This is a genomic window from Labilithrix luteola (assembly GCF_001263205.1).
Classification (GTDB): domain Bacteria; phylum Myxococcota_A; class Polyangia; order Polyangiales; family Polyangiaceae; genus Labilithrix; species Labilithrix luteola.
Window position 1 is genome coordinate 8,263,617 of sequence record NZ_CP012333.1, and the last position, 14,866, is coordinate 8,278,482.

The window sequence follows — 14,866 nt, forward strand, 5'->3', positions numbered from 1 at the left end:
ATGCGTTGGCGCGTGCGTCGTCGCCCTTGATCTCGGCCGACGCGTAACGAGCGTCACGTTCGCGGTCGCGCCATGATCGGCGTGTCATGGCCGCTGTATCCGGTCGTGCACGGCGCGCGGAAGTGCTGAGGATCGCGTGAAGAAATCGTACGAACCGCCGTGAATCTCCGCTCGCGCTCGCCGTCGGTCCGAGCATGAAAGCTTCTTCGGCGCTCGGTGCGTGTGCGCTTCTTCTCCTTGCGGCTTGTGACGGTGTTTCGGTCGGCACGTCGGACGACGGTTCCAGCGACGATGGCAGCGCGGTAGTCGACGAGACCGCCATCGCCGGCGCGAACGCGAACGATCGCTCGATTGGAAAGGACGGCGAGGAGCTCCTCACCGGCGCGATGGTTCCTTCGCCGAGCGGCCGCTACATCGTCATGCAGCGAAACACCGTCACGTTGATCTACGACGTCGCCGCGGCCACCTACCACGAGTTCGCCACGCCGCTGACGCGCGTTGCCTTCGCGAAGAATCGCGAAACGCTCTTTGCGTTCGGTGGAGGCGAGGTGATGGCGATCGACCTCGCCACGCAGTCGGTGCTCTGGAAAACGGCCCTGTCGGACGGCTGCTCGCTCCTCCGAATCAGCCCCGACGACAACTCGCTTCTCGTCGGCAGCGCCTCCTTGGTGAACGTCGTCGAGCCGTCCACCGGGAGCGTTCGCACCTCGACGTCGGCCGCCTCTGCGGTTGCCTACTCCGCGTTCGTCCCCGGACAATCGCGTGTGCTCCTCGTCGGCCACACGGTCTGGCGCGATGGCGGTCCGCACACCCCCGTCGTCGATCTCGATCTCTCGGGCGCATCCGAGGCGAAGACCACGGACGTCCTCAACTGCGAGGCACCGATCGTCGTCGTGCCGAACGGCGCGCGTGCCTTCCTTTCGCCGACCTACTGTTCACCCGGCAAACAGGCCGTTCCGGGAAAGATGTGGACCAACCCCGACCCGGTGAGCGTCATCGAGCTGAACGACGGAGCGGCGTTCGCCAAGAATCTCCCGGGGTTCGGACCGGTGGCGATGTCGAAAGACGGCTCGCGCATCGTCGCGTACCTCGACGTGAAGCGCATGGACGCTTCGATGTTCGAGGACAAAACCCAGGTGCCCTGGGAAAACGGGCAGCGCTATCACCTGATGACCATCGATCCCGCGACGCTGAAGTTCCAGCTCGCGCCGATTGGCAATGCCATTCCACGCTTCGCGATGACGCCGGATGGGCGCGGCCTTCTGGTCGATGCGTCGGCGAAGGTCGAATCGCGCATGAAGCTCGCGGCGCGAGCCACGGCGACCATCGGTGCCGACGGCCTGACCGCGAACGTCGAGACGAACCTCGACGTGTTCGGCAGCAGCGCGGCGTTCGGCTTCTTCGATCTGACCTCGCAGTCCTTCTCGGCGTTCAGCGGTCCGATCGCGCCGCTCGACCGCTTCGTGCAGTTCTCGAATAGCCGTTACGTGCTTACACTGGCGACGCGCCAAGATGGGCTCGGGGGCACCCCGTACATGATCGATCTCGCGAACCGAGCGACGTGGGCGCTCCAGGGGAACTTCGGAACGGGCGTGCGAGACGTGGGCCTCTCGGCCGATGGTACGATCGCGCTCCTTCGTCTCCGGCTCGCAGCCAACGTGCACGATAGCGGCTATTACAGCCGCGAGGCACTCTGCACCTCGACGACCGGCGAATGCGGAGCGTCGTTCACCGCGACGTACGAAGCGACCGTACCGTTCGCGACGGTTCCTCCGCCTCCCCCGCCGGGCCAGCCCACGCCCACGACCCCGCCGGAGTGCCCTGGCGGACACGACTGCTGATTCGCGCACTCCTCGGCGCGACGGAGGTATCGACATGCCGTCAGAACGGCGACTTCACGCTCCACGCTTCGAACCTGGCCGCGTTGAAGTCGCCCTCGGGGACGAGACGAACGTGGAGGCGTGTCTTGCCCTTCGTGATCTGCGGCGGAAGGAAGACGTCGCGTTCCATCCAGCGACGGTCGGGATCGTACTCGGCCACGTAGATCGTGGCGACCACCGAGCCGTCGACTTCGATGCTGGCTCGTTCGCCGCCATGCGTGGCGTCGAAGAGGCGACGCAGGACGACGCCATCGTTCTTGGGATCCACGGCGAGCTCGAAGCTCACCGCCGAATCGTAGTGGTGCGTGTCCGACGATAGCGCGCTCGCGTCTTCGCCTTCGAACGCGCTCGTGATGGCCTCGATCCGAGGAGCGCCCGCCGCATACGCATGGGCCGCTGCGGCCTCGCGATCGGTCACGTCGAACGCGTCGGTCCTCGTCGTCGACGGCTCGGGCCGCCGGTATAGGAACGCCACGCTCGAGTAGTTCAGGCTCCGCCCGTTGCCGGCGCCGTGCTCGGTCGTGTGGCGCAGCGCGTTCGTGAAGGTGATGCCGGGCCACAGGCGGTACATCGACGCGTTCGCGTTGTACTGACCGTTCGTGTCGAGCAGCTCGGTCTTGGGGCAGCCCTGCATGGGTTGCGTGAACGGGCGCGAGAGAAACTCGTTCGACCAACCGCCGAGGTGGTCGTCTTCGTGGCCCGTGCCGTGGATGCTCGGCGTTCGACGACCATCGGCGGAGCTGCGCAGATCGCCCTCCCACCACTGCTTGTTCACCGTCTCGCCGTAAGGTGCGAGAGGTTCGACCGCGAGGACCGTTCCGATGAGCTTTCCGGTCCCGGTGGTGTCGACGTACACGAAGTCACTTCCCGTGCTGGTGGGACGTGCCTCGTTCCAATGCGCCTCGAGATAGCCCGCCGTCTCTCGCGTGCGCTTCGACGGTGACACGTGCGCGCGCAGTTTTCCGGAGAGGCCCGTCACCGTGATGCGGTAGCTCTCCCAGAAGGGCATCGGCAGGCGCGACTCCCAGAGACCGGGTTGCATCGTCCAGGCGACGGAGCGGATTGTCGCGTCGCCGAGGCCCGAGCCGAAGAAGGCCGGAAGCGGCACGTCGACTTGAGGCTTTGCGGCGCGGTCGAACGTGATCCGGAGCCGTGCGGCTCGAGGATCGGCGTCGAGCGGGGTGGTGGGCTCGAACCTCAGGACGTCGATCTCGCCCGCGCCGGTGACCGTGGTGTCGAGCGCGACGTCGTCGAGCGGCAGCGCGGATGGCCCTGTCGCCTCGAACGCGTCGACGAGCTTCGCGTCTTCGGTGCGCGCGACGTAGCTATCGACGTTCCAGTCCGGAGGAAAGGTCTCGTAGTGCGCAGCGTAGAAGCCCGCACGACGCTCCGTCGTGATGCGCAGGCGGCCCCGGTAGGGAAGGGGAGCCCAGGACGCGAAGCCGCCGCTCGTCAGCTGGTTGCCGGCTACGAGCGGTGCGACGAACGGTGAGCCGCCCGGGGCAAAGAGCGCGTCGGCGTCGATCGCGATGCGCGGCTCGGACTCGCCGTCGAAATAAAACCGGACTTGCCCGAGAGCGAGCGGACCGTTGCCGTCGACCTTGCTGGTGAACCACAGCGTGCGCAGCACGCCCGGGCCGGCCGCGTCGAAGATCACGTGCTCGGCGCGATCGTCTTCGTAGAGCTCCGACCAGGTTCCCGCGAAGCCGTCGTCGTTGCCGCCGCGTCGATCGAAGCTCGTGAAGGCGCGCGTCTCGATGCCGGGAACGATGTCCGGCCAGTGCTCGAGCGCTGCCGCCGTCGAGCCGACGTCGTAGGGAGGCGGGACTAGCGCGAGCACCGGAGTCGTCGCGCCGGGCTTCGGCACGAAGCTCGACCCCCTATCAGGAATCCGACGACCGGCCGGGCGGGCGGCGTCTCCCGTGTCACCCCAGGAGCACGCCACGCCGGTCGCACTCGTCGCCGCCACCATCGCGGCGACGACGAGCCCCTTCCCCCCGCGGATCACTCAGCGGCCCGTGAAGGCCGCCTTGCGCTTCTCGACGAACGCCGTCATGCCCTCGCGCCGATCCTCGGTGCCGAAGAGCATGGCGAACGCCTGCGTCTCGAGCGCGTTGGCCACGTCGAGCGGAACGTCGGCACCCGTGTAAAGTACACGCTTGCACTGGGCCACCGCGAGGCGGCCCTTCTGCGCGATCTTGTTCGCGACCTCGCGCACGCGCGTCATCAGCTCGGCGTGCGGAACGACCGCGTTGACGAGACCGATGCGGAGCGCCTCGTCGGCCGAGACGTTGTCGCCCGTGTAGCAAAGCTCGCGCGCGCGGCCGATGCCAACCCGACGCGCGAGGCGCTGCGTGCCGCCGAAGCCCGGCATGACGCCGAGGTTCACTTCCGGCTGACCGAGCTTCGCCTTGTCGCTCGCGTAGAGGAAGTCACAGGAGAGCGCGATCTCGCAGCCGCCGCCGAGGGCGAAGCCGTTGACGGCGCCGATAACGGGGAAGGGCGCGTGCTCGATGCGCGCGCAGACGCGGTGACCCATCTCCGAGAAGGCGCGCGCCTGCTCGGTGGTCATCTCGCTCATCGCTGCGATGTCCGCCCCGGCTGCGAAGGCCTTGTCGCCCGAGCCGGTGAGGATCGCGCAGGCGATGGAGCCGTCCTTCGAGAGCTCCATGAACGTCGTGCCGAGCGCCAGCAGGAGCTCGGCGTTCAGCGCGTTGAGCTTGTCGGGGCGGTTGAGGGTGACGACGACGACGGCGCCTTCGCGCTCCGTGAGAACCGTGGTGCTCATGCCTGCTTCCCTCCCGTGGCGTCATAAACATAGAAGCCGCGGCCGGTCTTCTTGCCGAGCCAGCCGGCGGCGACGAGGTTCCGGAGCATCGTGGGCGCGCGGTATTTGTCGTCGCCGATGTCACGGTGGAGGACGTCCGCGATGGCGAGCACCGTGTCGAGGCCGATGAGGTCGGCGAGCTCGAGGGGACCCATCGGGTGGTTGAGACCGAGCTTCGCGCCCGTGTCGATGTCCGCCGCTGTGCCGACGCCTTCCTGGAGGGCAAAGCACGCCTCACAGAGCATCGGGATGAGGATGCGGTTGACGAGGAAGCCCGGCGCGTCGTTGCTGACGGTGCAGGTCTTGCCCATCTTCTCGGCGGCCGCGCGAACGACCTTGTAGGTCTCTTCCGACGTCTGCACCGCGCGCACGATCTCGACGAGCTTCATGAGCGGGGGAGGGTTCATGAAGTGCATGCCGATGACGCGCTCGGGGCGCTTCGTGGCGCCGGCGAGCTTCGTGAGCGAGATGCTCGACGTGTTGCTCGCGAGGATGGCGCCGGGCTTCATGGCCTCGTCGCACGCGCGGATCAGCTTGATCTTGAGTTCGACGTTCTCGGTCGCCGCTTCGATCACGAGATCGCAGGCGTTGAAGTCGGCCGGGCCGGCCGCGGGCTTGATGCGCCCGACGAGGGCCGCGCGGTCCTCCGCCTTCATCTTGCCCTTGTCGACCTGCTTACCGAGAACCGCGTCGATCTTCGAGAGGCCCTTCTGCGCGAGCTCGACCGAAGCGTCCGCGAGGACGACGTCGTAGCCGGCGGCCGCCGCCACCTGCGCGATTCCGCTTCCCATCTGCCCTGCGCCGAGAACGCCGATCGTTCGAATTTCCATGTCGATGCTCCGCCTTTTGGCGGCGAGCATTACCATGGGTGCGTGACGAAGGGAGCCCTCCACGCGATTCGACGATCCACCTCTGCGGCCGTGCTCGTGGCGTCGGCCGCGGCGTTCGGCGGTTGCGCGGCGCCTGGACCCATCGATCGGGCCCAGCAGCTCGTTCGCATGCACGAAGATCAGAAGGCGATCGCCACCCTTCGTGAGGAGCTCGTCAAACACCCCGACGACATTCCCGCGCGGCGCCTGCTCGTGCGCGTGCTCGCCTGGACGGGAGACCTCGACGCGGCGCGACGTGAGGTCGCCGAGCTCGAGAAGCGCATGCCGAACGATCCCGTGCCGTGGATCGAGCTCGGGCATGCCTTCGAGCTCGCCCATCGCTTCGACGAGGCCCTCGCCGCGTACGACACCGCGGCCGAGAAGGTGCCGTCGTCGCCTCAAGGACCCCGCGAAGGCGGCATGCGTTGCGCGCGTTGGGGAGAGTCGGAAGAAGCGCTGCCGCGTCTCGAAGAAGCCGTCCGGCGCGGCGCGCGTGATGCCGAGACGCTCCACGCGCTCGGACTCGTGCGTTTGAATCTGCGCGACTACGACGGAGCGACCGAGGCCTACGAACGAGGCTATGCAGCCGATCCGAAGAGCGCGGAGAATCTCCTCGGTCTCGCTACGGTCGCCGTGGCCAAGGGCGACGCGGCAGCAGCCCTTCGGGCGTACGACCGTCTCCTGGCGCAGAGGCCTTCGTACGGCTCTGCGGAGCTCGGTCGCGCGTGGGCACTTGCCAAACTCGGTCGGAAGGACGAGGCCAGCAAGGCGCTCGACCATGCTCAGGAGCTCGGCGCCCCCGCCGCCAACATCGCACGGCAGCGTGCGAGCCTCGCGGCGTCGAAGTAGGAGCGAAGTAGGAGATCGGGCGGCGCCCGCGACCGAGGCGGCGTGCATTTCGACGGTGTTTCGCGGCCTTCACGAAGGCGGCCTTTGACTTGTCCCCGGTCTCCTCGTGAGAATGGGATCATGGTCGACGAGAGCGCCGCGATGAAGGAGCTGCGCGAGGTCTTCGGTGATCTCGACGAACTGCTCAAGAACCCCGACGTCGGAGGCGCGCTCAACGCGCGTGGCGTCAACGTCAGTCTTGCCATCGTGGCAGCGGAGGCTCTCCTCGCGTACATCGAGGGGGACAAGGCGCGCGCGGCCGAAGATTTCGACACCGTGGCCGAAGAGATCGCGAGCCGTCTCGCGTCGTCGAAGAAGGACGTGTCATGAGCGGAGCGAACCGGTTCGTTCCCACGCTCCGCACGGGGCAGGCGCATCCGCATCCGGCGCCGATCGGCGGCGACGCGTATTCGGCGGTCGAGCTCATGCCGGGCTATCGCCTCGTGATCCTCGATCAGCGCAAGCTCCCCCTCCAGGAGCGCTACGAGTTCGTCTCGCGCGTCGACGAGGTCGCCGATGCGATTCGCAACATGCTCGTTCGCGGCGCGCCGGCGATCGGTATCACGGCGGCCTATGGGCTCGTGGTGGCAGCCTATGCCGCGCGTGGCGATGCGCCTTCGTTCCTCGAGGCGATGAGCGCCGCCGATGCGCTCCTTCGTGCGTCACGGCCGACGGCGGTGAACCTGGCGTGGGCGCTCGATCAGATGAAGCCGGTCGTGGCCAACGCCGCGAACCTTCCGTTCGTCCAGCGAACCGAGGCGCTCGCGCAGGCCGCGTCCGGGCTCCATCGCGCGGAGGTCGCCGCCTGCCGAATGCTCGGTGCGCACGGCCTCACGCTCGTTCCGGACGGCGCGACGATCCTGACGCACTGCAACGCGGGTGCGCTCGCCACGGGAGGCTACGGCACCGCGCTCGGCATCGTTCGGGCCGCCCACGAGGCTCGCAAGAACATCCGCGTCATCGCGTGCGAGACGCGTCCTTACCTCCAGGGCGCGCGTTTGACCGCCTGGGAGCTCCACAAAGATCGCATCCCCGTCGAGGTGATCTCGGACTCGATGGTGGCGCATTTCATGGCCAAGAAGGCCATCGACCTGGTCGTCGTCGGCGCCGACCGCATCGCGCGCAACGGGGACGTGGCCAACAAGATCGGCACCTACGGCATCGCCTGCATCGCGGCAGCCCACGGCGTGCCCCTCTATGTCGCCGCGCCTTGGAGCACGGTCGACCTGAAGTGCTCGAGTGGCGAGGACATCCCCATCGAGGAGCGTCCCGAACGGGAGCTCTCCCATCTGCCCCTCGCCGACGGCAACCAACTCCAGCTCGTCCCCGATGGGGTAGGGGCCCGGAATCCGTCGTTCGACGTCACCCCGGCGCGCCTCGTCGCGGCCATCGTGACCGAACGTGGGCTCGCCCGACCGGCCGGGGAGGCCTCGCTCGCGAACCTGCGCAACGGATGAGCCCGCCGATGAGCGTTTCGTTGCGGTCGTGCTAGTGTCCGCCCCGGAGGTCGGCCTTGCGACGGCTTGGTAGTTTTTCTTTCGTTTCTTCGTGGGAAGTGGGGCTTGCCGGGCTTGTCGGACCTGTCGTGTTGCTCGTGTTGGTCGCATCGACCGCTGCGTGCAACAGCTCGTCGAAGCGCACCTTCGATGACGACAACGGCGGCGACGCCGGAGGCACGCTCACGAGCGAAGGCGGGGTCGATACGCTTCGCGAGTGCGCCGAGGACACGAAGGACGTCTTCGTCATCAGCGCGGAGAACTCGCTCTATCAGTTCCACCCGCCGACCCTCGAATTCAAGAGCCTCGGCACGCTGAACTGCCCGACGAACGGCGCCACGCCCACGTCGATGGCCGTCGATCGCACGGGCATCGCCTGGGTGCGTCACAGCGACGGCTCGATCTGGAAGGTGAGCACCGTCGATCGCGCGTGCCAGCCGACCAACTTCGCGCCGCCGCTCCACAGCTTCACGAAGTTCGGCATGGGCTTCGCGAGCGAAACGGCCGGCAGCTCGAACGAGGCGCTCTTCCTCTCGGACTCGGAGGGCGGCGGCCTCGGAAAGCTCGATCTGAGCACGTTGGCGGTCCGATCGATCGGCAACTACACCGGCGATCTGCTCGGCAAGCCGGCAGAGCTTACTGGCACGGGCGAGGGCAAGCTCTACGGCTTCTTCGCCACCTCGCCCGCCCAGGTCGCGGAGATCTCGAAGGGCACGGGCGAGATCGTCAGCGCCAAGGTGCTCACCGAGGTCAACGCGGGCGACGCGTGGGCGTTCTCGTTCTACGGCGGCGACTTCTACATCTACACGAACGCGATCAACGGGGCGGGCCCGCCCCTCGGAGGAGGTGGCTCGGACGTCACGCGCTATCGCCCCTCGGACGGCTCGGTTCAGGTCGTGAAATCCAAGGTTGGGTTCAAGATCGTCGGGGCAGGCGTGTCGACGTGCGCGCCCACGTCGCTTCCCAAGTGATGGGCCAAGTGATGGGCCAAGTGATGGGCCAAGTGACGGGTCAAGCGATGGGACGGCAACCGGACCGGTGACATGACGCGCTCCGCCGAGGCTCGGGCTCAGCCGATTCAGGCGGCCTTTCCTCGAGCTTCACGTTGACCGTGCTCCGAGGCGACGCTACGTCTCACGCCACTGTGAGCGATCCCACCGTTCCGACTGGTCCTGCTGATTCATCGAGCGTATCGAACGGCGGCTCGGCAGGCGTTTCTCGGTTCTCGCCGAAGCCGCCGTGGCTCAAGGTCCGAGCGCCTGGCGGCGAGACCTACGGTCAGCTGAAGCAGACGTTCCGCGAGCTCGATCTCCACACGGTGTGTGAAGAAGCGCGTTGCCCGAACGTCGGCGAATGCTGGACGGAGGGAACGGCCACCGTGATGCTCCTCGGCGACGTCTGCACGCGCGGCTGTCGCTTCTGCGCCGTCACGAGCGGCGATCCCCGCGGCGCGGTCGACGTTCGCGAGCCCGAGCACGTCGCGCGCGCGATCGCCCGCCTCGGCCTGCAGTACGTCGTCATCACGATGGTCGATCGTGACGACCTGCTCGACGGCGGCGCCTCGCACGTCGCGCGCACGGTCACCCGCCTTCGCGAGCTCCGTCCGGACATCCTCATCGAGACGCTCCTCGGCGACTTCGGCGGTCACCTCGACTACGTCGACACGACGATCGACGGAAAGCCCCACGTCTGGGCGCACAACATCGAGGTCGTGAAGCGCCTGCAGCGGAGCATCCGTGACGTGCGCTGCAGCTACGAGAAGTCGCTGCGTGTTCTGCAGCGCGTCAAGGAACGCGATCCCTCGCGCATCACCAAGTCGTCGATCATGGTCGGCATCGGTGAACGCGACGAAGAGGTCATCGAGACCCTGCGCGATCTGCGCAGCGCCGGTGTCGATCTCGTCACGCTCGGTCAGTACCTGCGTCCCACGCCCAAGCACGCGCCGGTCGATCGCTTCGTCACGCCCGAGCAGTTCGAATCGTACGCCGTCGCGGCGCGCGAGATGGGCTTCTCGTTCGTCGCGAGCGCTCCGCTCGTTCGCAGCTCGTACAAAGCGGCGGAGGTCTTCGTGCGCAGCATCCTGCGTCCGGGCGATCCCGCCGCGGCCGACGCGCTCATGAAGGAGCGCCTCGCCGAAGCGCAGCGTGCCGCCGCGGAAATCGACGGCGAGGCCCGTGGTGTCCCGCGCACCACGAGCGAGCTCGCGGCCCGCGCAGCGGCGTCGCTGCTGCTTCCGGCCGAGAGCCTCGTTCGCTCGAAGAAGAACGCCTGACCGTCTCCCGAGCTCGCTGATGAGAAGCGGGCTCGGGGCGCTGGGCGGGTCGGCTATTCGAGCGCGATCGGCGCTTCGGGCGCTGCCGTCTTCGTTGCGCCGGCCGGCGCGGATTGTTCGACGTGGGGGAAGAACAACCCCACGACCGCGGCGGTCACGGCGAGGCCTGCGACGAGCAGGATGACGTGTTCGAGTCCGTGCGCGAGATCGCCGGCAATTGCCTTCAAGGCGCTCGGGTCGACGTTGCGCCGCTCCGGACCGAGGATGCGCGCCACGAGGGAGGTGCCGCCCGCGGCGCGTGCTGCCGGACCTTCCGTCAGCGCGCGTGCGAGGAGCACGCCCATCACGCCGACACCGACGGTGCCGCCGATGTTGCGGAAGAACATGGTGCTCGCGGTCGCGACGCCGCGCTGCGAAAAGCCCACGCTCGTCTGCACGGCGATGACGAGCGCCGTGTTGGACAGGCCCATGCCGACGCCGAAGAACGTCGCGAGCGCGCGGATGGTGCCGGACGAGCTGCCTGCGCCGATCGCCATCACGAGCGAGATGGCCGAACACGCCACCACGATCATGCCGACCCGGACGAGTTTCTGGAACCCGAACTTCTTGATGAGGCGCCCGGAGATCGCGCTCGCGATCGGCCAGCCGACGGCCATGGGCGCGATCGTCGCACCGGCCTGCGTTGGGGTGGTGCCGAGCACGCCCTGGGCATAGAGGGGCACGAACGTCACGAGGCCGAGCATCGCTCCGCCCGTCAGCGCGTTGAGGGCGCTCGACGTCGCGAGGATGCGCTGGGAAAAGAGCTGCAGGGGCACGATCGGCTCCTTCACGCGCGCCTCGTGCACGAGAAAGATCGCGAGCAGCGCGGCGCAGCCCGGCAAGAGGAGTGCCGGCATCACGCCGTCGGTTCCGAGTAGCAGCGCCACCACCATCGCCACGAGGAGCCCCGCGCCGATGAAGTCGAGGCGGTGATCGTGCTTGGCGATCGACTCGTGGAGCGACAGAGAGAGGACGGCGGCGGAGACGAGCCCGAAGGGTACGTTCACGTAGAACACCCAACGCCACGACAGCGATGCGACGATGACGCCGCCGAGCAGCGGGCCAACGAGTCCCGCGATGGCCCACACCGCGCCGAAGACGCCCTGCATCTTCGCGCGCTCTTCGAGGTTGAAGATGTCGCCGACGATGGTGAGCGCAATCGGCTGCATCCCTCCGGCGCCGAGCCCCTGGATCGCACGGAAGACGATGAGGTGCGTCATCGTCCGCGCTTGCCCGCTCGCCATCGAGCCGAACAGGAAGAGCGCCATGGCCACGAGCATCACGGGCTTTCGACCGTACAGGTCAGAAAGTTTGCCGTAGATGGGCACGGTCACCGTCGAGGTGAGCATGTACGCAGTGAAGACCCAAGCGTAGTGGAGGGCGCCACCGAGCTCGGCCACCACGGTTGGCATGGCCGTAGACACGACGGTCATTTCCATGGCCGCCATGAAGAGCGCGAGCAGGAGTGCAAGAACCGTGGCGGGCCTGTTCGTCGCGCGTTTGCCTGACTTCATGCGCAGTCTTTTCGAGAGGAGCTTGGAGACGATGCTTCAGGTGAAGCTCCGGTTGAATCACGGCCCCCTCACACGCGGCGGACGATACCACGAGCCGCTTTCTCGCCTCCGTGCCCCGCTCCGCAACCTGTGTGATAGCCTCGTGGAGAGCCTTCACGATGTCCCTCAAGATCGACCAAGACCACTCGCGTTTCCGAGCGATCGTCCGCGGCAAGATTCGGCAGAATCTCCGCAAGTACATCTCTCAAGGCGAGCTCATCGGGCGCAAGGGCAAGGATCTCGTTTCGATCCCCATCCCTCAGATCGACATCCCGCGCTTCCGCTTCGGCGACAAGCAACAGGGAGGAGCCGGTCAGGGTGACGGCGATCCGGGCGATCCGATCGGCGGCGAGCAGGGGGAAGGCGAGGGCGAGGGCAAGCAGGCCGGTCAGGGCGCCGGTGAGCACTCGCTCGAAGTCGACGTCACGCTCGACGAGCTGGCGGCCATCCTCGGCGAGGAGCTCGAGCTCCCCGACATCCAGGACAAGGGCAAGAGCAAGATCATCAACGCGAAGGATCGCTACACGGGCATCCGCCGCGTCGGTCCCGAGTCGCTTCGCCATTTCCGCCGCACCTATCGCGAGGCGCTGAAGCGTCAGATCTCGATGGGCTCGTACGCGCCGGAGAAGCCCATCATCGTCCCCATCCCGGACGACAAGCGTTACCGCAGCTGGAAGACCGAGGCGGAGCCCGTCGCCAACGCCGTCATCATCTACATGATGGACGTGTCGGGCTCGATGGGCGACGAGCAGAAGGAGATCGTCCGCATCGAGAGCTTCTGGATCGATACGTGGCTCTCCAAGCAGTACAAAGGGCTCGAGAGCCGCTACATCATCCACGACGCCGTTGCGCGCGAGGTCGATCGCGAGACCTTCTTCCACACGCGTGAGTCGGGCGGCACGATGATCTCGAGCGCGTACAAGCTCTGCTCGCAGATCATCGACGACCACTACCCGTCGGACGAGTGGAACATCTACCCGTTCCACTTCTCCGATGGCGACAACTGGTCGATGGATGACACGCTCGCCTGCGTCGACATCCTCAAGCAGAAGATGCTCCCGCGCGTGAACATGTTCGCGTACGGCCAGGTCGAGAGCCCCTACGGCTCGGGCCAGTTCATCAAGGATCTGCGCGAGCACTTCGGCAAAGACGAGCGCGTCGTCACGAGCGAGATCCGCGACAAGGACGCCATCGTTGGCAGTATCAAAGAGTTCCTCGGCAAGGGTGCGTGACGTTGCGAGTCTCTTGGCTCCAGCGACGCCTTTCGCGCAGTATCAAAGAGTTCCTCGGCAAGGGTGCGTGACGTTGCGAGTCTCTTGGCTCCAGCGACGCCTTTCGCGCAGCATCAAGGAATTCCTGGGCAAGGGCGCGTGAGAGCGCGCGCGCGCCTGCAGTTTCCGGGAACATCCGCCATGTGTCTTCGGTCGTAGTCGGTGATGCGTTCGCTCGCGCTGCTTCTGGCCTTGTCCTCGACGTTGGCGGTGGCTGGGCTCGCGTGTGCCAAGCCCGCCACTGCGCCATCGAGCTCGAGCGCGCTTTCGGCCGATGATTACGAGGCGCTTCTCACGCCCGAGGCGGCGCCGATCGGCTTTCGGCGAAGCCTCGTGGCCGACGAGTACTTCTGGCTCCGCACGAAGGCGCTCGAAGGCGAGGCGCCGCCGGAGTTCACGGAGGCGCTGACGGCGTCCCGCGAGATTCGCGCGGAGCTCGGGAGCGATCCGGAGGCCTTCGAAGATCTCGAGGTTCCGCTCGGAAGCGTTCGCGCCGGGCGCGATCTGCTCGCACGTTACGGTGAGCTGCCCAAGCTCAAGGACGTCGGCGGTCGTCCGGTGGCCTTCCAATCGAAGGCGTTGCGGCTCGCGCGCGCCATCGACGCAACCGAAGGCGCGTATTTTTCGGGGCCGTACCGCGAGCACGCGGAATGGGTCGCCCGCGCCTCCAAAGACCTCCTCGCGCGTGTCGTGCCGCACGAGGCGGCCATCGTTGCCGCGATCGACAAGGACATCGGCCTAGGCGGGGCCGCTCGGCCCGTCGTGGTGACCCTCGTGGGCGATGCGCCGTATCCCGGCATTTTCGCGGCAGACGACCGCGGCCACGCCATGGCGACGTTCGTTCGCGTGCGGGGCGTCGAAGCCAGCGATCTCGCCGAGGTCGTGCTCCACGAAGCGATCCATGCACTGGACGAGATGTCGGTGCGTTTGCCGACCGACATGAACCAGCTCCGCAAGGCCTTCGAGCAACGCGGGATCGACGAGACGAACGTCGAGATGGCGATGAACACGGTGACGTTCGCCGAGGCCTCGAGCCTCGTGCGTCGCTTCGTCGACCCTTCGCACAAGCCCATGGGCGAGAGCGGCTTCTACGCGCTTTATCCGCCGGCGCCGGCGATCGTCGAGGCATGGGAGAAGCACATCGCAGGCGAGCCCATCCAGAAGACGGCCGAAGCCATCGCGACGGCGATAGCGGGGCCCGTTTCTCCGGTCGAGTCGTCCGGCCCGAGTGCATCGTTGCCTAGCTCGGAGGAGGGCTCGGGCCCGGCCGGCGCTGGCTTTTAGAAGTCGTCGCGACGAGTCAGCCCACAGATCCTGCGGGGGAGCCAGACGGATCAGGCGCAGCATGATGCGGGTCGTTCCTTTCCGTATGGATCGAAAGGGACTCCCGGAACATGGCGAGGCGGCCGAGAACCGCTTCCCGACGTGCATCGAGATCGGCGCGCATCCGGTCTATGTGCTCGAGCTTCTGCAACAGTTGCGGAATGCCGCCCTCGCATGGCCTCGCGTTCTCATCGGAGAGACAGGCCGCCATGTTACGGACCTCGCGTGTGGAAAAGCCTGTCGCGATGAGATCGCGGATGCGTCTCGCACGGCGCAGGTCGGCCTCGCTATAGCTGCGATAGCCATTCTCCGAGCGGCGGGCGTCCAGGAGACCCGCCTTCTCGTAGTGGCGCAGCATGCGTTCCGATATCCCGAGCCTTTCGGCCGCTTCCTTGATCTGCATCTCGATCCCTTTCCACACTGGCCTAACACCTTGACACTAATGTCA

13 protein-coding genes are annotated in these 14,866 nt (G+C 67.0%); 8 read left to right on the plus strand and 5 right to left on the minus strand.

Going from position 1 to position 14,866, the window contains the following annotated elements; all coding sequences use genetic code 11:
* Window positions 1–194 precede the first annotated feature (194 nt).
* Window positions 195–1,841: a hypothetical protein gene (locus AKJ09_RS35875; protein ID WP_146652353.1), complete on the plus strand. Its 1,647-nt coding sequence runs from the start codon at window positions 195–197 to the stop codon at window positions 1,839–1,841.
* A 40-nt stretch (window positions 1,842–1,881) separates the two neighbouring features.
* Here AKJ09_RS35875 and AKJ09_RS35880 read toward each other — a convergent pair whose 3' ends face one another.
* Genes AKJ09_RS35880 through AKJ09_RS35890 form a run of 3 tightly spaced genes read right to left on the minus strand, consistent with a single transcriptional unit; the run spans window position 1,882 to window position 5,537 of the window.
* Window positions 1,882–3,888, minus strand: coding sequence for a DUF2961 domain-containing protein (locus AKJ09_RS35880; RefSeq protein WP_146652354.1), 2,007 nt, complete (start codon window positions 3,886–3,888; stop codon window positions 1,882–1,884).
* Window positions 3,889–4,668, minus strand: a complete 780-nt coding sequence (locus tag AKJ09_RS35885) for an enoyl-CoA hydratase-related protein (protein WP_146652355.1) — start codon at window positions 4,666–4,668, stop codon at window positions 3,889–3,891.
* Entirely contained in the window at window positions 4,665–5,537 is an 873-nt protein-coding gene (locus AKJ09_RS35890; protein WP_146652356.1) for a 3-hydroxyacyl-CoA dehydrogenase family protein, read from the minus strand. Before AKJ09_RS35890 ends, AKJ09_RS35885 begins: the two co-directional genes overlap by 4 nt.
* 42 nt (window positions 5,538–5,579) lie before the next feature.
* On the opposite strand from AKJ09_RS35890, the gene AKJ09_RS35895 reads away from it, so the two are divergent.
* The 5 genes from AKJ09_RS35895 to lipA all read left to right on the plus strand — a co-directional run bounded on the left by AKJ09_RS35895 (window position 5,580) and on the right by lipA (window position 10,232).
* On the plus strand, window positions 5,580–6,425 hold the full coding sequence (locus tag AKJ09_RS35895) for a tetratricopeptide repeat protein (RefSeq protein ID WP_146652357.1): 846 nt from the start codon (window positions 5,580–5,582) through the stop codon (window positions 6,423–6,425).
* Window positions 6,426–6,545: 120 nt separating this feature from the next.
* Window positions 6,546–6,794, plus strand: coding sequence for a hypothetical protein (locus AKJ09_RS35900; RefSeq protein ID WP_146652358.1), 249 nt, complete (start codon window positions 6,546–6,548; stop codon window positions 6,792–6,794).
* Window positions 6,795–6,889: 95 nt separating this feature from the next.
* A complete protein-coding gene (gene mtnA / locus AKJ09_RS35905) occupies window positions 6,890–7,921 on the plus strand; it encodes an S-methyl-5-thioribose-1-phosphate isomerase (RefSeq protein ID WP_146655956.1) in 1,032 nt (343 codons plus the stop codon).
* 128 nt (window positions 7,922–8,049) lie between these two features.
* Window positions 8,050–8,931, plus strand: a complete 882-nt coding sequence (locus tag AKJ09_RS35910) for an NHL repeat-containing protein (RefSeq protein ID WP_146652359.1) — start codon at window positions 8,050–8,052, stop codon at window positions 8,929–8,931.
* Window positions 8,932–9,104: 173 nt separating this feature from the next.
* Window positions 9,105–10,232, plus strand: a complete 1,128-nt coding sequence (gene lipA / locus AKJ09_RS35915) for a lipoyl synthase (RefSeq protein ID WP_146652360.1) — start codon at window positions 9,105–9,107, stop codon at window positions 10,230–10,232.
* A 53-nt stretch (window positions 10,233–10,285) separates the two neighbouring features.
* Here lipA and AKJ09_RS35920 read toward each other — a convergent pair whose 3' ends face one another.
* Window positions 10,286–11,785 (minus strand): MDR family MFS transporter, encoded by a 1,500-nt coding sequence (locus AKJ09_RS35920; protein ID WP_146652361.1) that lies wholly within the window; start codon window positions 11,783–11,785, stop codon window positions 10,286–10,288.
* A 158-nt stretch (window positions 11,786–11,943) separates the two neighbouring features.
* Here AKJ09_RS35920 and AKJ09_RS35925 point away from each other — a divergent pair, with 158 nt between their 5' ends.
* Window positions 11,944–13,056 (plus strand): DUF444 family protein, encoded by a 1,113-nt coding sequence (locus tag AKJ09_RS35925; protein WP_146652362.1) that lies wholly within the window; start codon window positions 11,944–11,946, stop codon window positions 13,054–13,056.
* Between the two features lie 201 nt (window positions 13,057–13,257).
* Window positions 13,258–14,379 carry a hypothetical protein gene (locus AKJ09_RS35930; protein ID WP_146652363.1) on the plus strand — a complete coding sequence of 374 codons (1,122 nt, stop codon included), beginning with the start codon at window positions 13,258–13,260 and terminating at the stop codon, window positions 14,377–14,379.
* Between the two features lie 16 nt (window positions 14,380–14,395).
* On the opposite strand, the gene AKJ09_RS35935 is transcribed toward AKJ09_RS35930, so the two are convergent.
* Window positions 14,396–14,839 carry a MerR family transcriptional regulator gene (locus tag AKJ09_RS35935; RefSeq protein WP_205633900.1) on the minus strand — a complete coding sequence of 148 codons (444 nt, stop codon included), beginning with the start codon at window positions 14,837–14,839 and terminating at the stop codon, window positions 14,396–14,398.
* Window positions 14,840–14,866 lie beyond the last annotated feature (27 nt).

Bases quoted from the DNA above. Each gene is read 5' to 3' on its own strand.
- AKJ09_RS35875 (WP_146652353.1), top strand. From the start codon at position 195: ATGAAAGCTTCTTCGGCGCTCGGTGCGTGTGCGCTTCTTCTCCTTGCG.
- AKJ09_RS35885 (WP_146652355.1), bottom strand. From the start codon at position 4,668: ATGAGCACCACGGTTCTCACGGAGCGCGAAGGCGCCGTCGTCGTCGTC.
- AKJ09_RS35925 (WP_146652362.1), top strand. From the start codon at position 11,944: ATGTCCCTCAAGATCGACCAAGACCACTCGCGTTTCCGAGCGATCGTC.
- mtnA (WP_146655956.1), top strand. From the start codon at position 6,890: ATGCCGGGCTATCGCCTCGTGATCCTCGATCAGCGCAAGCTCCCCCTC.
- AKJ09_RS35890 (WP_146652356.1), bottom strand. From the start codon at position 5,537: ATGGAAATTCGAACGATCGGCGTTCTCGGCGCAGGGCAGATGGGAAGC.
- AKJ09_RS35900 (WP_146652358.1), top strand. From the start codon at position 6,546: ATGGTCGACGAGAGCGCCGCGATGAAGGAGCTGCGCGAGGTCTTCGGT.
- AKJ09_RS35920 (WP_146652361.1), bottom strand. From the start codon at position 11,785: ATGAAGTCAGGCAAACGCGCGACGAACAGGCCCGCCACGGTTCTTGCA.